Below are 16,248 nucleotides of genomic sequence, written 5' to 3'. Positions count from 1 at the left end.
GCTGTTTCCTCTTGAATGGACAGAAAAAATAAGGCTCTGGAAGGAGCCTTATTTTTCAGTTTTACATCATGATCAAAAGTAAAATCACACCGAGAATGATTCGATAGATTGCAAATGGGACGAGTTTGATTTTGTTAATGAGTTTTAGGAAGAAACGGACAACAAATAGCGCGACAACAAAGGCAAAGACGAAGCCGACGATGAAAAACGGCATCATATCCGAGCTTAAGCTGTCCCAATGCTTCACAAGGCTTAAAAAGCTGGCGCCCATCATGATCGGCATCGCCATAATAAAGGTAAAGTCGGCCGCCGCTCTATGGTTTAATCCGAGAATAACACCTCCGGAAATGGTTGAACCGGAACGTGAGAAGCCAGGCCAAAGCGCAAGACATTGGAATAAGCCGACGCCTATCGCCTGCTTATAGGAAATGCGGTCGAGTGTGTCTGTCGCTGCTTTCCGTTTATTGACCCAATCAGCAAAAAGCATCAGGATTGCCCCGGCGATTAAACCGAAGGCAACCGTTTTAACGGAAAATAAATATTCATCAATGTAATCCTCAAACAAAAAGCCGAGAACAGCTGCAGGCACAAGCCCGACGGCAATTTGAGCGATGCTTAATTTATGTCCCTGTTTCTGGTCGTTTGTAATATTCTTTTTTAAGCCGAGCAAATTCAAAATCCGGTCTTTAAACACGATGGCTACTGCTAAAATGGAGCCTAGCTGAATAACAACTTTGAATGAATTGGCAGCTTCTTCTGACATCAGAGCGCTTGATTTCAGCCAGAGATCGTCTACTATGATCATATGTCCTGTCGAAGAAACCGGAGCGTATTCTGTTAAGCCTTCTACGATTCCTAAAATGGCAGCTACAAACAATTCCCATAGAGTCATGATTTTGATTCTCCCCATTAGACATTTATTTTTTACATAATGGGAGCTTTCCATAAATGGAAAGCCCGTCTTATATAACTATAAACGAAAATCACACTTTATGACCCGGCGTATTTTCTTTTTTCTCTTCATCGTACAGGTGTGATTGCATTTTAAACCAGTCAAATAAATGTGTTGTAATGACTTTGGCAACCGCATAGCCCGGAATGGCCAGAATGATTCCAACAACGCCAAACAGCTTGCCGGCTGTTAATAGCAGAAAAATAATCGTAATCGGGTGGATGTGAAGGTTTTTCCCCATAATTTGCGGAGAGATCAATTTCCCTTCAATCAGCTGAACAATAGTCCATACGATAACCAGCTTGAGCAGCATGAGCGGCGATGTCACTATTGCGATGATAATCGCCGGCGTAATGGCAATCGTCGGTCCTAAATACGGAACGATGCTTGTACAAGCCGCAATGACGGCCAGCAATGAAGCATAATCCAGCCCGATAATCAAATAACCGATAAACAGCAAAAAGCCGATACAGAAGCTGACAATGATCTGGCCTCTGATATAAGAGCTTAGCCGATGATTCATTTCGCTTAAGACTGTATATGTCTGTTCTTTCAATCGAGTCGGCACAAACTTCAGTATGTAGACCGGCAATTTTCTTCCATCTTTTAATAAATAGAAAAGAATAAACGGAACCGTGACGATCGAAATAATAATCTCAGTCAGCGCGCCGATAAAATTCCCAACGCCGGTAAAGGTGCTGTTCACAATCGTCGCTGCCTGGTCTGAAACCTTTGTCGCGAGATCGGATATATTGATGTTCATCGTTTGCTGGGCCTGATTGACGAAGTTGCTGCCAATCAGCTGTTTCGTCTGGTCTTCTACGACATCCACATATCTCGGGATGTTGTCAATCAAACTCATAATTTGTTCTTTTAAAAAGGGGATGATGGACACGATCGTGATCGTGATCAGCCCGATAATCAACAGATATAACAGCAAAATAGAATAGATTCTTCTGATTCTTCTTCTCTCAAGGAAATCGACCACTGGATTTAACAGATAGAACACAATGCCTGTTAAAATGATCGGCAGTGATATCGTTTTGAGCAGAACAATAATCGGGGTGAAAATGAATGATGTTTTTGTAAAAACAAGAATATTTAAACCAATCAACAGCAGCACAAGCAAAAATAAAACAAACTTATTGTCCAAGAAGAATCGCTTGAATCTGCCGCTCCACGTTTGCAACGTCTCCACTATCGTTCCTCCGTCATACTTAGTTTAATTAAATTGTACACTATCGTCCCTATAATGAAAAACAATAACCGTTAATTGCTGGAAAAGCTTTCAAGCCTATTTGCATTCGTAGTCATATCTATCATGTGATTTTGTTCTTTTTAAGCTATAATTTAGCTATATCATGTAAAAGGAGCGATAACAGTGATACGTTTTGCAATAATAGGAACCAACTGGATTACAGACCGCTTTCTTGAATCAGCAGCAGAGATAGAAGATTTTCAGCTGACAGCTGTTTATTCAAGATCGGCTGAACGCGCTGCCGAGTTTGCCGCTAAACACAGTGCTGATCACATCTTCTCAGACCTTCAGGAAATGGCGGCAAGCAATTGCTTTGATGCCGTATATATAGCCAGCCCGAACGCTCTTCACAAAGAACAAGCCGTTCTCTTTATGAACCATGGCAAGCATGTGCTTTGCGAGAAGCCGTTTGCTTCGAATACAAAAGAAACAGAAGAGATGATTTCAGCGGCTAAGGAAAACGGCGTTGTGCTTATGGAAGCGATGAAGACCACTTTCCTGCCGAATTTCAAAGAGCTGAAAAAACACTTACATAAAATCGGAACTGTCCGCAGATTTACCGCAAGCTACTGCCAGTACTCCTCACGCTATGACGCGTTTAGAAACGGAACCGTCTTGAATGCGTTTCAGCCTGAGCTTTCCAATGGATCATTAATGGATATCGGCGTCTATTGTATTTATCCTGCTGTCGTGCTGTTTGGTGAGCCGCAGGATGTGAAAGCGAACGGATATGCTTTATCTTCCGGAGTGGATGGAGAAGGCACCGTCATTCTGTCTTACGACGGTTTTGAAGCCGTTCTGATGCATTCTAAAATCTCTACTTCCTACGCCCCTGCGGAAATCCAAGGTGAAGACGGGACAATTGTAATCGATGCGATTCACCGTCCTGAACGAGTGGAAATCCGCTATCGTGACGGCCGTTTGGAAAACATCTCAATTCATGATCCTAAACCGGCGATGTTCTACGAAGCAGAAGAATTTGTCACACTCATAAAAGAGAAAAAGCAGGAATCTGAAGAAAATACATTTGAACGGTCTTTAATCACCGCGAAAATCATGGAAGAAGCAAGAAAGCAAATGAGGATTATCTACCCTGCTGATCAAGCCTGAAAACATCCGCCCGCGTGCAAAAGCCGCGGCGGATTTTTTATTAGAAGCAAGTCCAGTCCGTCAGCCGCTTCATTATAAGTGATCTTTGTTTCTTTTTTCCCACAAAAAAAGAAAGCAGCAAAATGCCGCTTTCTTTTCCATTATCATTCAATGATAAATTTCTTCGTGATGTCCTGAAGTTCTTCCGCCATGTTTGCCAGCGTTTCAGCTGAAGAACTGATTTCTTCCATTGACGCAAGCTGTTCTTCCGCTGAAGCTGCGATGTCTTGAATGCCTGCTGAGCTTTCTTTCGACACTTCAGAAATATCCTCAACCGCACTTGACACTTCCTGTGACCCGGCTGACAGCTGTTCAACTGTCGCGTTCAGGTTTTGCAGTTCGCCGGAAATTTGGCTTGTCATTTCATAGATTTGTTTAAAGCTTTCCGCTGTTTTGTCCGTAATCTGCAAGCCTTCCTTCACTTCATGATTCACAGATTGGAACATCGAAAGGGAAGTGCTGATTTCTCTGACAATCTCTTGAATCAACCCTTCAATTTCCTTGGCAGAGTCTGCTGATTGTACGGCAAGTTTTCTGACCTCTTCCGCTACAACAGAGAAGCCTCTTCCGTATTCTCCCGCTCTTGCCGCTTCAATCGCAGCATTTAATGCCAGCAGGTTGGTTTGATCAGCAATGCCGTTAATCACATTTAAGATGCTTGTGATGTCTTGCGATTTTGTTTCAAGACCCTTCACAACAGCCTCTGCTTTTTGAACAGATTGATCGATTGTTTTCATTTGGCCGACTGTGTGTTCCACCAGTTTTTCACCGCTGCCTGCTGCCTCAGAGGACTTGATCGATGACTTCGTAATGGTTGAAGACGTCTGTGCCACTTTTGAAATTCCCTCGTTCATTTGAGAAAGGTGGTTTGAGCTTGTTTCCAGCTTTTCGCTTTGCGCCTCATTGCCATCTGAAAATTGTTCAATGGCAAGTGTAATGTGTTCAGTTGCCTTGCTCGTTTGGGCTGCGCTTGCTGTCAGCTCTTCAGAAGATGATGCCACGTTTTCTACAGACGTTTGGATCACGCCGATCACAGAACGTAAGGATGCAGACATTTCGTTAAAGCTTTCTCCGAGCTGGCCAAGCTCGTTTTTCGAGTGGATGTCAATAACTTCTGTAAGATCCCCGCTGCTGATTTTCGCAGACGTTGTGACCAGTTTTCTTAACGGCTTGGTAATGGCACTGATAATAAAGAGAATAAGTATGCCGCCGATCACAATGGACACGCATAGAATGATAAGTGCCGTGTTCAGTACCGGGCTTGAAGCATCTTGCAATTCACTGACAAAGTATGTGCCCCCAATTTTCCAGCCAGTCAGTTTATTTGTTGTGAAGGCCATTTTCTTTTCTTTGCCTTCAAACGTATATTCAAATGTGCCGCCTTCTTTGGAATATACTTCGTTTGTCCAATCGCCGGATCCGATTGTCCCTGGCTTAATCGTCGGATGGGCGATGTATTTTTTGCTGCCTGTTGTGATGAATGCGAAGCCTTCTTTACCGATTTTGATTCTTTGTGAAGCCGCAAGCACTTCATCCAGGTTTAAATCAATTGCCACAACTCCTGAGCCGTCTTTAAGTTGTTCGGAAATTGTGATAACTGTTTTATTTGTTGAAACATCAGTGTAAGGCTCTGAAAAAACAGCTGTTCCGCTTTTACTTGTTGCATCCTTAAACCAATCACGTTCTGTCGGATCAAAGTTTTTTGGATTAGTCGTTTTTGGATACTGGACCATTTTCTTATCATTTGAAGCAATGTAAACAGACGCTACATCAGCATTCAGCTCGGTATACTGCTTAAATTTTTCATTCAACAACGTTTTGTTTTTTTCTTGTAAAACACCTTTATCGAGTGACTCGCTGTAATAATTAAGTGCTTTTACTTTATTATTCAATTTGTTTTGCAGGGTGCTGTTAAGTTCTTCAACATTTCCCATTGCACTATTCGTAAGTTCTCTGTCCAGTGCATTCCAAGCTGATTGATAACTGAAATATGCTAAAACCCCAACCGGCAAAATAAGCACCGCCAGAAAAGCAGCAATAAGCGGTTTGCTGATTGATGGCTGTTTAATCCATTTTATAAATTTCCCCATTCTTGTTGATTCCTCCTTTAAGCTAAATCTAATATCGTCAAACCAGGATAAAAGCTTTAATAAAAAAACTAAAAAAAACACCCAAACGTATAGGATTGGGTGTTTTGGCTTATTATTCGATTTTGAATCGTTTTGTCATATCGCGAAGCTCTTCCGCCATAGACGAAAGGGTTTCCGCTGACGAGCTGATTTCTTCCATAGAAGCAAGCTGCTCTTCGGCTGACGCCGCGATATCTTGTATATGATCTGAGCTTTCTTTTGAAATTGATGCAATGTGATCTGAGGCCCCAGAAACTTCCTCAGAGCTGGCAGAAAGCTGCTGAACCGTCGCACTCATATTTTGCAGTTCGCCGGCGATTTGATTCGTCATTTCAGAAATGCGTCTAAAGCTTATTTCTGTTTTATCTGTAATGTCAAGGCCTGTCTGAACCTCTTGATTGACAGATTGGAACATGCCGAGTGATGTATTGATTTCCTTCACAATTTCGATGATTAATCCTTCGATCTCTTTTGCTGAATCCGCTGACTGAACTGCCAGTTTTCTCACTTCTTCCGCTACAACGGAGAAGCCGCGGCCGTATTCGCCTGCGCGTGCCGCTTCAATTGCAGCATTTAACGCCAGCAGGTTCGTCTGATCTGCGATACCGTTAATCACACGTAAAATATTGGTGATGTCTTTCGATTTCGTTTCCAATCCGCGTACGACTTGTTCAGCTTCTTTAACGGACTTGTCAATAACGTTCATTTGGCCGACGGTTTGGTGAACAAGCTTTCCGCCTTCACTTGCGATTTCTGTTGATTGAACGGATGAATCTGTGATGACTTCAGAAGCTTGTGCCATATTCGTCAATCCGTCATTCATTTGAGAAATATGCTCTGCTGCGGTTTCAATGTTTTCATTCTGTTTTTCATTGCCGTTTGAGAATTGTTCAATCGCCAATGTAATGTGCTCTGTTGCCTTGCTTGTTTGCGCGGCTGATGCGGTCAGCTCCTCAGAGGAAGCCGCAACGTTGTCCACGGAGTCCTGAATCGCTTGTATGAGAGACCGAAGTGACGACGCCATATTGTTGAAGCTTTTGCCAAGCTCGCCCAATTCATCTTTTGAACGGATATCAATGGTTTCCGTCAAATCTCCCTCGCTGATCCGCTTAGAGGAACCGACAAGCTGTTTCAATGGCAATGTGATAGATCGAATGATCAGTGTCATGACGATGATCCCGATAATAATGGCAGCTGCCAGCACAATTAAAGCGAGATGCAGGACAGGCTGCGCAGCATCGTGTATTTCATCCAATGACATCGTGCCGGCAATTTTCCACCCTGTTAACTTGTTTGTGTCAAAGGCCAGCTTTTTACTTTCGCCATCTTTTTCGTATTGATAATCACCTTTATCCGCATTTAACATCTTATCGACTGCGCCTTTTAATTCAGTTCCTGAAGTTTCCTTAGGATGGGCGACCACTTTTTTGTCCTTTGTCATGATAAAAGCATAGCCTTGTTTGCCGATGCTGACTTTTTTGGTTGTTTTCAGCAGGTTTTCAATCGTCATGTTGATTGCGATAACGCCTGAACCATCTTTTGTCTGCTGGGCGATTGTCACAACCATCGTATTTGTAGAAGCGGTTTTATAAGGATCTGTGATTACGACTTTCCCTTTATTCGCAACCGCTTTTTGGTACCAGTCCCGTTCAACCGGGTTATAATCGCTTGGCATCGGAATATCCGGGTAACGGGTAAAGCGTCCGTTTTCATCACTAGTATAAATGGATTCTACATCTTTATTAATGCCGATATATTGTGAAAATTTCTCTTTAATGCTTGCATTGCTTTTTGCATTATATCTTTCTTTTGTCAGCCATTCGCTGAAGTAAGCTGCACTGTTTTCTTTTTCACCAATGCTGGTGTTAATGATTTCGTTTAATTGCTGTACATTTTCTGATGCGCTCCCCATCATCTGTTTGTCGAGTGAGCTGCTGGCCGATTGATACGCGAAGATCGCCAATATGACAACCGGTATGATGAGGATCGACAGAAAGGAAACAAGAAGCTTTCGTGTAATTGATCTTTGTTTTATCAGTTGGAGTATTTTTTTCATCATTCATTTCTCCTTTTTTATGCTACCCTTCATATCGGCCGGAAATGGGTAAATATATACAGTAAAAAAGAAGAATTTTAGAAAAAGAAACTATTTTCCTATAAAAAGATAGTTTTTTAGACCTATTACTCATCCACCTTAAATCGTTTTGTCAGATCACGAAGTTCTTCAGACATTTTTTCAAGCGTCTGTGCGGAAGAACTGATCTCCTCCATGGATGCCAGCTGTTCCTCGGCTGAAGCGGCGATATCCTGGATGCCGTCCGAGCTTTCTTTAGAAATAGCTGTGATATCATTTGAAGCAGCGGAAATTTCCTGAGCTCCCGCTGACAGCTCCTCAACCGTCGCATTCATGTTTTGCAGAGTTGAAGCAATTCCTTTGGTCATGTTCGAAATATGTTTGAAGCTCTGTTTGGTTTCATCCGTCATGACAAGCCCTGTTTCAACTTCATTATTCACAGACTGGAGTACGTTCAATGATGTATGAATTTCTTTTACAATTTCGCTGATCAGCGATTCAATCTCTTTTGCCGAGTCAGCGGACTGCACCGCGAGTTTTCTCACTTCCTCAGCGACGACGGAGAAGCCCCGCCCATATTCTCCCGCTCTGGCGGCTTCGATGGCCGCATTTAACGCTAAAAGATTGGTTTGATCTGCAATGCCGTTGATGACACGCAAAATATTCGTGATATCCTTTGATTTGATCTCAAGTCCCTTCACGACTTGTTCTGCTTTCTTTACGGAATGATCAATCGTATTCATCTGGTCGGCTGTTTTCTGTACGAGTGTCTCACCCTTGCTTGATAACTCTGTTGAATCTGCAGATGTTTCTGTAATGACTACAGCAGCCCGCGCCAGTTCAGCCAATCCGTCGTTCATTTCATTAATTTGTTCGGTAGTCGTCTCAATTTTGTCGTTTTGGCTTTCGCTTCCGTTTGAAAATTGCTCAATGGCCATCGTAATATGCTCAGTGGCTCTGCTTGTCTGATCGGCGGATGCAGTCAGTTCTTCGGACGATGAAGCGACATGTTCTACTGAATCTTTGATGCCGTGAATGAGCGATCGGAGCGAGTGGGCCATATGATTGAAGCTCTGGCTCAGAACGCCGAGTTCATCTTTTGATTTGATTTCAATTGTTTCCGTTAGATCGCCTTCACTGATTTTTTCAGCCGATGCGACAATGCGTCTTAATGGCTTTGTAATCGATCGAATCACAAAATAAATCGCCGTTATTCCAGCTGCAATGGCAATTGCCAGTACGATTGATGCCACGGTCAGCACTTTGCTTGCAGCATCGCGGATCTCATCCGCATACATCGTGCCGCTGATTTTCCAGCCCGTTGTTTCACTTGTGGCAAAGATCATTTTCTTCTCTTTGCCTTCGTACGTGTATTCAAAATCGCCGTTTTTATCTTTGTAGAGCTTATCAACCCAGTCCCCTTTTAATTCAGCTCCCGCTTTTTCTCCGGCAAAGGCAATAACTTTTTTGTTTTGGCTTAAGATAAAAGCATAGCCTTCTTTTCCGATATTGATTCCTTCCGCGGTCGAGACCAGGTCATCAATCTTCATATCAATGGCGACGACACCTGATCCATCCTCCGTCTGACGGGCGAGGGTGACGACCATTTTTCCTGAAGAAACAGATTCATAGGGTTCAGTAACAATTGTTTTGCCTTTATGGGCCATTGCTTCTTTGTACCAATCTCGTTCCAAAGGATTAAAGTCACTCGGCATTTCTGTGTATGGAAAATATGTGAATTCCCCGCCTTTGCTGCTGGAAAATACTGCAGCGACATTGTCATTCATTTGGATAAATTGTTTAAATCTCTGTTTCAGCTCTGTTTTCTTTTTATCGTTTAACTTATCTGCTGTAACCCAATCGCTGAAAAACGCGAGGCTTTTTTCAGTTGTGCTGATTTTACCATCAATAATGTTGTCTAATATTTGAACGTTTTCCTTTGCGCTTTGCGTCATCTGGATATCTAGAGAAGCAACTGCTGATTGATAAGCGCTTGCCGAAAGGGCGGTTATCGGAACAATTAAGATCAGCAGGAAAGAAATGATAAGTCTCCTGGCAATTGATGACCTGCGAATAGTGGTAAGTGTTTTTTTCATTTCCTTTTGAACCTTCTTTCAATAATTTACAAATTATATCGGATGATATTCCTTTATATTACATTGAAAATGAAGGAAAAAATGAAAAATAGTTCTAAAATCACCGAACGTACTAGGACTTTGTTATTATTTCCGGTATAAAAAAACAGCGCCTTGATAAGCGCTGTTTTTCTGTTTTTATTCAATTTTAAATTGCTTTGTCAGATCACGGAGCTCTTCTGCCATTTGTGCAAGAGTGGTCGCTGATGAACTGATTTCTTCCATTGAGGCAAGCTGCTCCTCAGCTGATGCGGCAATGTCCTGGATACTTGCCGAACTTTCTTTCGAGACATCGGCAATGCCGCTGACTGCTGTGGAAACATGCTGTGAACGGTCTGACAGCTGTTCGACGGTCGAATTCATCGTCTGCAATTTGCCCGCGATTTCGTTTGTCATGCCGAAAATGCTCTGGAAGCTCTCTTTTGTATGATCTGTCACAACAAGTCCGGACTGCACTTCCTGATTGACCTCTTTAAACATGTGAAGAGAGGTATCGATTTCTGCTACGATTTCTTGAATCAGCTTTTCGATCTCTTTTGCTGAACCAGCTGATTGAACTGCCAGTTTGCGCACTTCCTCCGCTACGACAGAGAAGCCGCGTCCTGATTCTCCGGCACGCGCCGCTTCAATAGCTGCGTTTAATGCCAGCAGGTTTGTTTGATCAGCGATGCCATTGATGACTCTCAGAATGCTTGTGATGTCTTTTGATTTTCCTTCTAAGCCTTTAACTACAGCCTCAGCCTGCTGAACCGACTGGTTAATCGAGTTCATTTGTCCGACTGTCTCCTGTACAAACTTTTCACCCGTTCCGGCGATTTCCGTTGATTGGATAGACGCCTTTGTAATATCTGATGATGTTTGTGAGACTTTTTGGAGCCCTTCATTCATTAAGTTCAGCTGATGAGAGCTGGAATCAACCTTTTCGCTTTGTTCTTCGTTTCCGTTGGAGAACTGCTCAATCGCCATCGTGATATGCTCGGTGGCTTTGCTTGTCTGTCCGGCAGATGCAGTCAGCTGTTCGGATGATGCGGCCACATTGTTCACCGAGTCCTGAATTGCGCTGATCAGTGAGCGGAGAGATTGTCCCATTTCATTGAAGCTTTCCCCAAGCTCTCCAAGCTCATCCTTCGAACGGATTTCGATCGTTTCTGTCAGATCCCCGCTGCTGATTGTTTTCGATGACTGAACGAGTCGTTTTAACGGTTTTGTAATCGAACGGACGATAAACAGAATTAAAACCCCGCCTATAACAATGGAAGCGATCAGCACGATCATACCTGTTATCAACACAGATTTTGAGGCATCCTTGATTTCACTCATGTACATTGCGCCGGCTATTTTCCAGCCCGTCAGTTCATTTGTTGTATATGTCATCTTTTTATCTGCATGCTCCGAAGTATACTGGAGTTCACCGCTGTCATTGGCATACATGTTGGCTACCCAGTCTCCTGACAGCTTTTCTCCAGCCTTATGGTCCTGGTGGGCGACATAGGTTTTGTTTTTCGTCGCAATGAAAACATAGCCTTCTTTACCGACCTTGATTTGTTTCATCTGTTCTAACAATTTATCTATGGTAATATCCATGGCGACAACACCGGATTTGTCCTTCAGCTCCTGGGCAATAGTAATGACCATGCTTCCGTCACTCGCTGCCACGTAAGGATCTGTCACTACAATTTCACCGCCGGCCTTCATCGCATCTTGATACCAAGGGCGCTGTCTCGGATCGTATCCATCCGGCAATTGTTCCTTTGGTGCTTGTACATAAGTACCGTTTTCTGAGCCTCCATAAATTCTGGCTACCCCTTGATTGATCGAAACATATTGTAAAAACTTGGCCTTAAGCTCTTCTTGATTAGATTTTCCTTTGAACGCGGAGCTTTTAAGAGATTCACTGAAAAAGGTGACTGCTTTCGCTTTTGCTCCCAGATCATTTGTAACGGTTGTATTAAATGTATTGACACTGTTTTTCGCATTCCCCATAATTTCTTGATCCAGCTTTCCGCTGGCGCTTCGGTAAGAACTAAATTCCAAAATAAGAATAGGGATCATGAGAATCGCAATAAATGAGACGATTAATTTCCTTGAGATAGACGGTTTCTTCAGCCAGTTGATAAAAGTCTTCATGCACAGTTGCTCCTTCAGGTTTAATACAGTATATATCGGCTGCTTAAAAAAGTTTTAAAATAAAAAAAGAAGAAGTTCTTTTTTGGCTGCCTTCTGCCTTTTAGCTTTCATTGCCCAAGCTCTTTGCATATCTTATAAAAAACAAGGGGGGATTAAGATGATTATTGTATCCGGACAATGGCTCCGTCCCCAAGATATTGAGAACTGGCAGATTGAACAGCATTTGAAACCGCTGTTAAAAGAGATGATCGAGACGCCTGTTCAGTTTGATTATCATTCAATCGCTGAACTGATATTTGAGCTTAAACTGCGGATGAATATTGTTGCAGCGGCAAAAGCGCTGTACAAAAGCGGAGCAAAGTTTGCCACTTTTTTAAAAACGTACGGGAATACAGCGTATTGGAGGGTTTCACCGGAAGGCGCCTTGGAGCTGAAGTATCGAATGTCGCCTTCAAAAGCAATTCGGGACATTGCAAAAAACGGCCCGTTTTACGCGTTTGAATGCGCGACCGCAATTGTTGTCATTTATTACTTGGCTTTGATTGATACAATCGGGGAAGAAAAATTTGATGCCAGCTTTGACAACATTATTTTATATGATTGGCATTATGAGAAATTGCCGATATATACGGAAACAGGACATCATTATTTCCTCGGAGATTGCTTGTATTTTAAAAATCCAGAGTTTGATCCGCAAAAAGCGCAGTGGAGAGGCGAAAATGTGATTGTATTGGGAGAGGATAAATATTTTGCCCACGGCCTTGGAATCTTAAGCGGAAAGCAAATTATCGATAAGCTGAATTCTTTTAGAAGAATGGGCGCCGTCCAGCAGGCCTACCTTATGCCTCAGGCGACCAGACTGGATGTTCCGTCTCTTTACCGCATCGTCCGCTAAAAAGCCCCATCGTCTACTTCTGCGACGATGGGGTTTCAAACACTCTTCGTTTTCGATAAAAAGGGGCTGTGCCAAAATACTGGTTCGCAGTCCATTCCATTTTTTCAAGGTCATTTCTTGTCACGATAGGATCTTGGCTGCTCCATTTAATAAAGCGGACAAAATAGTAGCCTTTTATAGGAGCCATTGTAACTTTTGAATGAGGCCAGCCTTCAAATACAAACTCAATTTTCCCTCTCTTTTTATACGAATATTGAAGAATGTTCATCATCTGTCACCTCTGTTGATCAAGTTACGTTCAGCAAAGTTCGGCTAACAGTGTCTTCACGTCAATGGGACCGTTCAGCATTCCGATGGATTGCCCCGCCCACAGAGACATGTACCCGGAATCTTTTTCTTTGGCTGCGTGTTTTCTCATCGGCTTTGTTAATGTGTTTTGCAATGGATACGGAAGTGCGTTTGCTTCCTCAGCCTGCTGCTCTTTCATCCATTGATTGACTATACCCCTTGCAGGCTTACCTGAAAACAATGAGGTGAGGCGTGTGTCTGTTCCCTGTGCCTTTTTTAATTCTCGTCTGTACGTTTCCGAAACTTCGCATTCCTCACACATGAGAAACGGCGTCCCGACCTGTACGCCGTGCGCGCCTAGACAATGAGCGGCCTGGACGCCGCGCCGGTCGGCAATCCCGCCTGCCGCGATGACTGGAACGGAAACAGAATCTGCCGCTTGGGGGATCAGTGACATGAGGCCAAGTGCGGATTCCCCGCTGACCGGCAGAAAAGACCCGCGGTGCCCGCCCGCTTCGCTTCCTTGCAGTACGATGATGTCCATTCCGCGTTTTTCAAGCAGGACGGCTTCCTCCGGAGTTGTAGCTGTCCCGATGAGAGAGCAGCCATTTTTCTTTAACGCTTGAATGCTTTCGCCCGGCGGAATGCCGAACGTAAACGAGCAGGCTTTTACATTGTGTTTGAGAATGATATTTATTTTTTCATGGAAATCCTCCCATTCTTCTTCCTCTGAAGAGAATGGAGGAGCCTGTTCGGCAAACGGGATTTTGTTTTTCCAAATTCGAACGGTGTCCTCATCCGGTTCATTTCTGCTTTCCGGAACAAACACATTCACTTGAAATACCCGATCAGTCAGCTGCTGCATTTCAATGATTTGCTTTTCAAGCATGTCGGGACTGAGATATCCTGACGCCAGGCTGCCAAGCGCGCCTTCGTTCGACACAGCGGATGCCAGGCTGGGCGTGACAAGCCCGCCGGCCATTGGCGCCTGGATGACAGGTTTTGTCAGTGATAATGCTTTCATCCATTCCGTCATAAAAAACCTCCTGTTACTCCATGATTTTGATATAGCATGTCCGAGTGCGAGGGCCGTCAAATTCGCAGAAATAAATGCCCTGCCATGTCCCAAGAATGAGGCGGCCGTTTTCGATCATAACATGCTGTGAAGCTCCGACCGTACTCGACTTCATGTGCGCAGCTGTATTGCCCTCCATATGGCGGTCCAGCTCGTGTTCCCACGGATACACCTCATCAAATCTTCTGAGCATATCTGTTTTGACGTCTGGATCGGCATTTTCATTAATTGTAATGCCCGCTGTCGTATGCGGACAATAAATCAGCACCGCGCCGCTCGTCACACCTGTTTCTTGAAGAAAGGCTTCCACCTCACGCGTAATCTCAATCATTTCATCTCGTTTGGCCGTTTTGATTTGCAGTGTTTTCAGCATTTGTTTCTCCTTTCATTTGTCCGCTCTATTTGCTATTTCGTTCTGTGTTCTTTTTTTCCTGTTACACCGCTCATATAAACCTGATAAAAACAAAAAACTCCAGTCTCTGGCTGGAGTTTAGCGCCATACATATATTCTTGCTTCATACGGCTTTAACAGCAATGATGTCATGTGCTTATGAGGCTCTGTTTCCACATTCGCCAATGCGAGTCTGTCCGATGACAAGGGCAGCCTGGAGTGCTTAAATAAAGCCGGTGTTCTTGTCAGATTAGCCATCACCAATGCAGTATGGTTCTCGTTTTTCCGAAGATACGCAAAGATTTGCTGATCCTCCGGTAAGATGAGCTCGTATGTCCCGTGGATAAAAACATCGGATGTTTGTCGCAGTTTGATCAAGCTTTTGTAAAAGTGGTATACGGATGTTTGATCGTTTTCTTGCGCTTCGGCATTCAGCCATTTGTAATTTTCATTGATTCCGATCCACGGTTTGGCTTCAGAGAATCCGGCGTATCGATCAGCAGTCCATTGCATCGGCGTTCGTGAATTGTCCCTTCCCTTTTTCCAGACAATCTTCATCACATCCTCGTGTGATGCGCCTTTCGCCATTTCTGTTTCATACATGCGTTTCATTGCGACGTCATCATAATCCTGAATAGACGGAAATGCTACGTTTGTCATGCCGAGTTCCTGTCCCTGATAAATAAACGGTGTGCCTTTCATGAGAAAATAGACAGCGGCAAGCGCTTTTGCACTTTCTTTCAGGTACACTTCGTCGTCTCCCCACACAGAAACCGAACGGGGCTGGTCGTGATTTTCCATAAACAAAGCATTCCAGCCGATCCCTTCAAGACTGTCCTGCCAGTCAGTTAACATTCGTTTGAAGGAGACGATGTCGATGCTTTCATTGATCTCTACATCCCACAGGCCGAGATGCTCAAATTGAAAAATCATATTGAAGATGCCGTTTTTTTCTCCAGCCCATTCAGCCGCTTCCTTCGCAGCGACACCGTTCGCCTCTCCGACTGTCATGATCGGATAGCGGGAAAATGTGTGTTCCTTCAGCTCTGTTAACAAATCCATTATACCGTCAGCGTTCATATGATACGGAAAGGAAGGTACGTAATCCAGCCCCTTTGGATTCGGCAGATCAGGAAGCCCTTCTTTTTTCTTAATATGCGTAATGGCATCTACCCGAAAGCCATCAATTCCTTTATCAAGCCACCAATTTATCATGTCATAAACGGCAGTTCTCACTTTTTCATTTTCCCAATTCAAATCCGGCTGTTTTTGATCAAAAAGGTGCAGGTAATACTGGCTTGTCTTTTGGTCATACTGCCATGCCGGCCCGCCGAAAATGCTTTCCCAATTGTTCGGCGCTTTTCCGTTTTTGCCGTCCTTCCAAATATACCAGTCGCGTTTTTCGGAGTATATGGATGAACGTGATTCAATAAACCATGGATGCTCGTCGCTTGTATGGTTCACGACAAGATCCATAATCAGCTTCATCCCCAGCTCGTGAATGTCATCAAGCAGCTGATCAAAATCCCCCATTGTGCCAAAATCGCTTAATATGTTTTGATAATCCCTGATATCATAGCCGTTATCGGCATTGGGCGAATCATACAGCGGGCAAATCCAGATGACGTCAGCACCCAGCTCTTTTATGTAGTGAAGCTTGGATCTAATCCCTTGAATGTCGCCGATTCCATCGCCATTTGAATCTTTAAAACTGCGGGGGTAAATTTGATAGACAACCGCTTCCTTCCACCAAGCCTTTTTCATACGAGCACTCC

General features: G+C 43.7%; 12 protein-coding genes and 2 pseudogenes. 2 read left to right on the top strand and 12 right to left on the bottom strand.

From position 1 onward, the window contains the following. Positions 1-61 precede the first annotated feature (61 nt). Both V756_RS0101120 and V756_RS0101115 read right to left on the bottom strand, forming a co-directional pair. Positions 62-892 (bottom strand): undecaprenyl-diphosphate phosphatase, encoded by an 831-nt coding sequence (locus V756_RS0101120; RefSeq protein ID WP_024713025.1) that lies wholly within the window; start codon positions 890-892, stop codon positions 62-64. 91 nt (positions 893-983) lie between these two features. Then, positions 984-2,150 (bottom strand): AI-2E family transporter, encoded by a 1,167-nt coding sequence (locus tag V756_RS0101115; protein ID WP_024713024.1) that lies wholly within the window; start codon positions 2,148-2,150, stop codon positions 984-986. 183 nt (positions 2,151-2,333) lie between these two features. On the opposite strand from V756_RS0101115, the gene iolU reads away from it, so the two are divergent. Continuing rightward, positions 2,334-3,320, top strand: coding sequence for a scyllo-inositol 2-dehydrogenase (gene iolU / locus V756_RS0101110; RefSeq protein ID WP_024713023.1), 987 nt, complete (start codon positions 2,334-2,336; stop codon positions 3,318-3,320). Between the two features lie 143 nt (positions 3,321-3,463). Here iolU and V756_RS0101100 read toward each other — a convergent pair whose 3' ends face one another. From V756_RS0101100 to mcpB, 5 genes and pseudogenes are all read right to left on the bottom strand, one after another. After that, entirely contained in the window at positions 3,464-5,449 is a 1,986-nt protein-coding gene (locus V756_RS0101100) for a methyl-accepting chemotaxis protein (RefSeq protein ID WP_024713022.1), read from the bottom strand. Positions 5,450-5,561: 112 nt separating this feature from the next. Continuing rightward, the gene (locus V756_RS1000000124850; protein WP_370444912.1) at positions 5,562-6,512 is read right to left on the bottom strand and encodes a methyl-accepting chemotaxis protein; all 951 of its coding nucleotides are present in this window, start codon (positions 6,510-6,512) and stop codon (positions 5,562-5,564) included. Further along, positions 6,507-7,544: pseudogene (locus V756_RS1000000124845) on the bottom strand (cache domain-containing protein); the annotation flags it as partial. The gene V756_RS1000000124850 and the pseudogene V756_RS1000000124845, both read right to left, overlap by 6 nt. Before the next feature lie 125 nt (positions 7,545-7,669). Beyond that, entirely contained in the window at positions 7,670-9,658 is a 1,989-nt protein-coding gene (locus tag V756_RS0101090) for a methyl-accepting chemotaxis protein (protein ID WP_024713020.1), read from the bottom strand. 177 nt (positions 9,659-9,835) lie between these two features. Next, positions 9,836-11,824: a methyl-accepting chemotaxis protein McpB gene (gene mcpB, locus V756_RS0101085; protein WP_024713019.1), complete on the bottom strand. Its 1,989-nt coding sequence runs from the start codon at positions 11,822-11,824 to the stop codon at positions 9,836-9,838. 157 nt (positions 11,825-11,981) lie between these two features. On the opposite strand from mcpB, the gene V756_RS0101080 reads away from it, so the two are divergent. Beyond that, a complete protein-coding gene (locus tag V756_RS0101080) occupies positions 11,982-12,719 on the top strand; it encodes a protein-glutamine gamma-glutamyltransferase (protein ID WP_024713018.1) in 738 nt (245 codons plus the stop codon). A 13-nt stretch (positions 12,720-12,732) separates the two neighbouring features. Here the strand turns inward: V756_RS0101080 and V756_RS0101075 are convergent, their stop codons facing one another. The 5 genes and pseudogenes from V756_RS0101075 to V756_RS0101060 all read right to left on the bottom strand — a co-directional run bounded on the left by V756_RS0101075 (position 12,733) and on the right by V756_RS0101060 (position 16,237). After that, on the bottom strand, positions 12,733-12,987 hold the full coding sequence (locus V756_RS0101075; RefSeq protein ID WP_024713017.1) for a protein YuzH: 255 nt from the start codon (positions 12,985-12,987) through the stop codon (positions 12,733-12,735). Positions 12,988-13,017: 30 nt separating this feature from the next. Continuing rightward, entirely contained in the window at positions 13,018-14,043 is a 1,026-nt protein-coding gene (locus V756_RS0101070; protein WP_024713016.1) for a nitronate monooxygenase, read from the bottom strand. 13 nt (positions 14,044-14,056) lie between these two features. Then, positions 14,057-14,455 (bottom strand): secondary thiamine-phosphate synthase enzyme YjbQ, encoded by a 399-nt coding sequence (locus V756_RS0101065; RefSeq protein ID WP_024713015.1) that lies wholly within the window; start codon positions 14,453-14,455, stop codon positions 14,057-14,059. Further along, positions 14,415-14,529, bottom strand: a pseudogene (locus V756_RS1000000124775) (hypothetical protein). Before V756_RS1000000124775 ends, V756_RS0101065 begins: the two are co-directional and overlap by 41 nt. A 43-nt stretch (positions 14,530-14,572) precedes the next feature. Continuing rightward, the gene (locus V756_RS0101060; protein WP_024713014.1) at positions 14,573-16,237 is read right to left on the bottom strand and encodes a glycoside hydrolase family 13 protein; all 1,665 of its coding nucleotides are present in this window, start codon (positions 16,235-16,237) and stop codon (positions 14,573-14,575) included. Positions 16,238-16,248 lie beyond the last annotated feature (11 nt).

It is taken from the genome of Bacillus tequilensis KCTC 13622, assembly GCF_000507145.1.
Classification (GTDB): Bacteria; Bacillota; Bacilli; order Bacillales; family Bacillaceae; genus Bacillus; species Bacillus tequilensis.
This window is presented reverse-complemented; position numbering and strand designations above follow the sequence as displayed.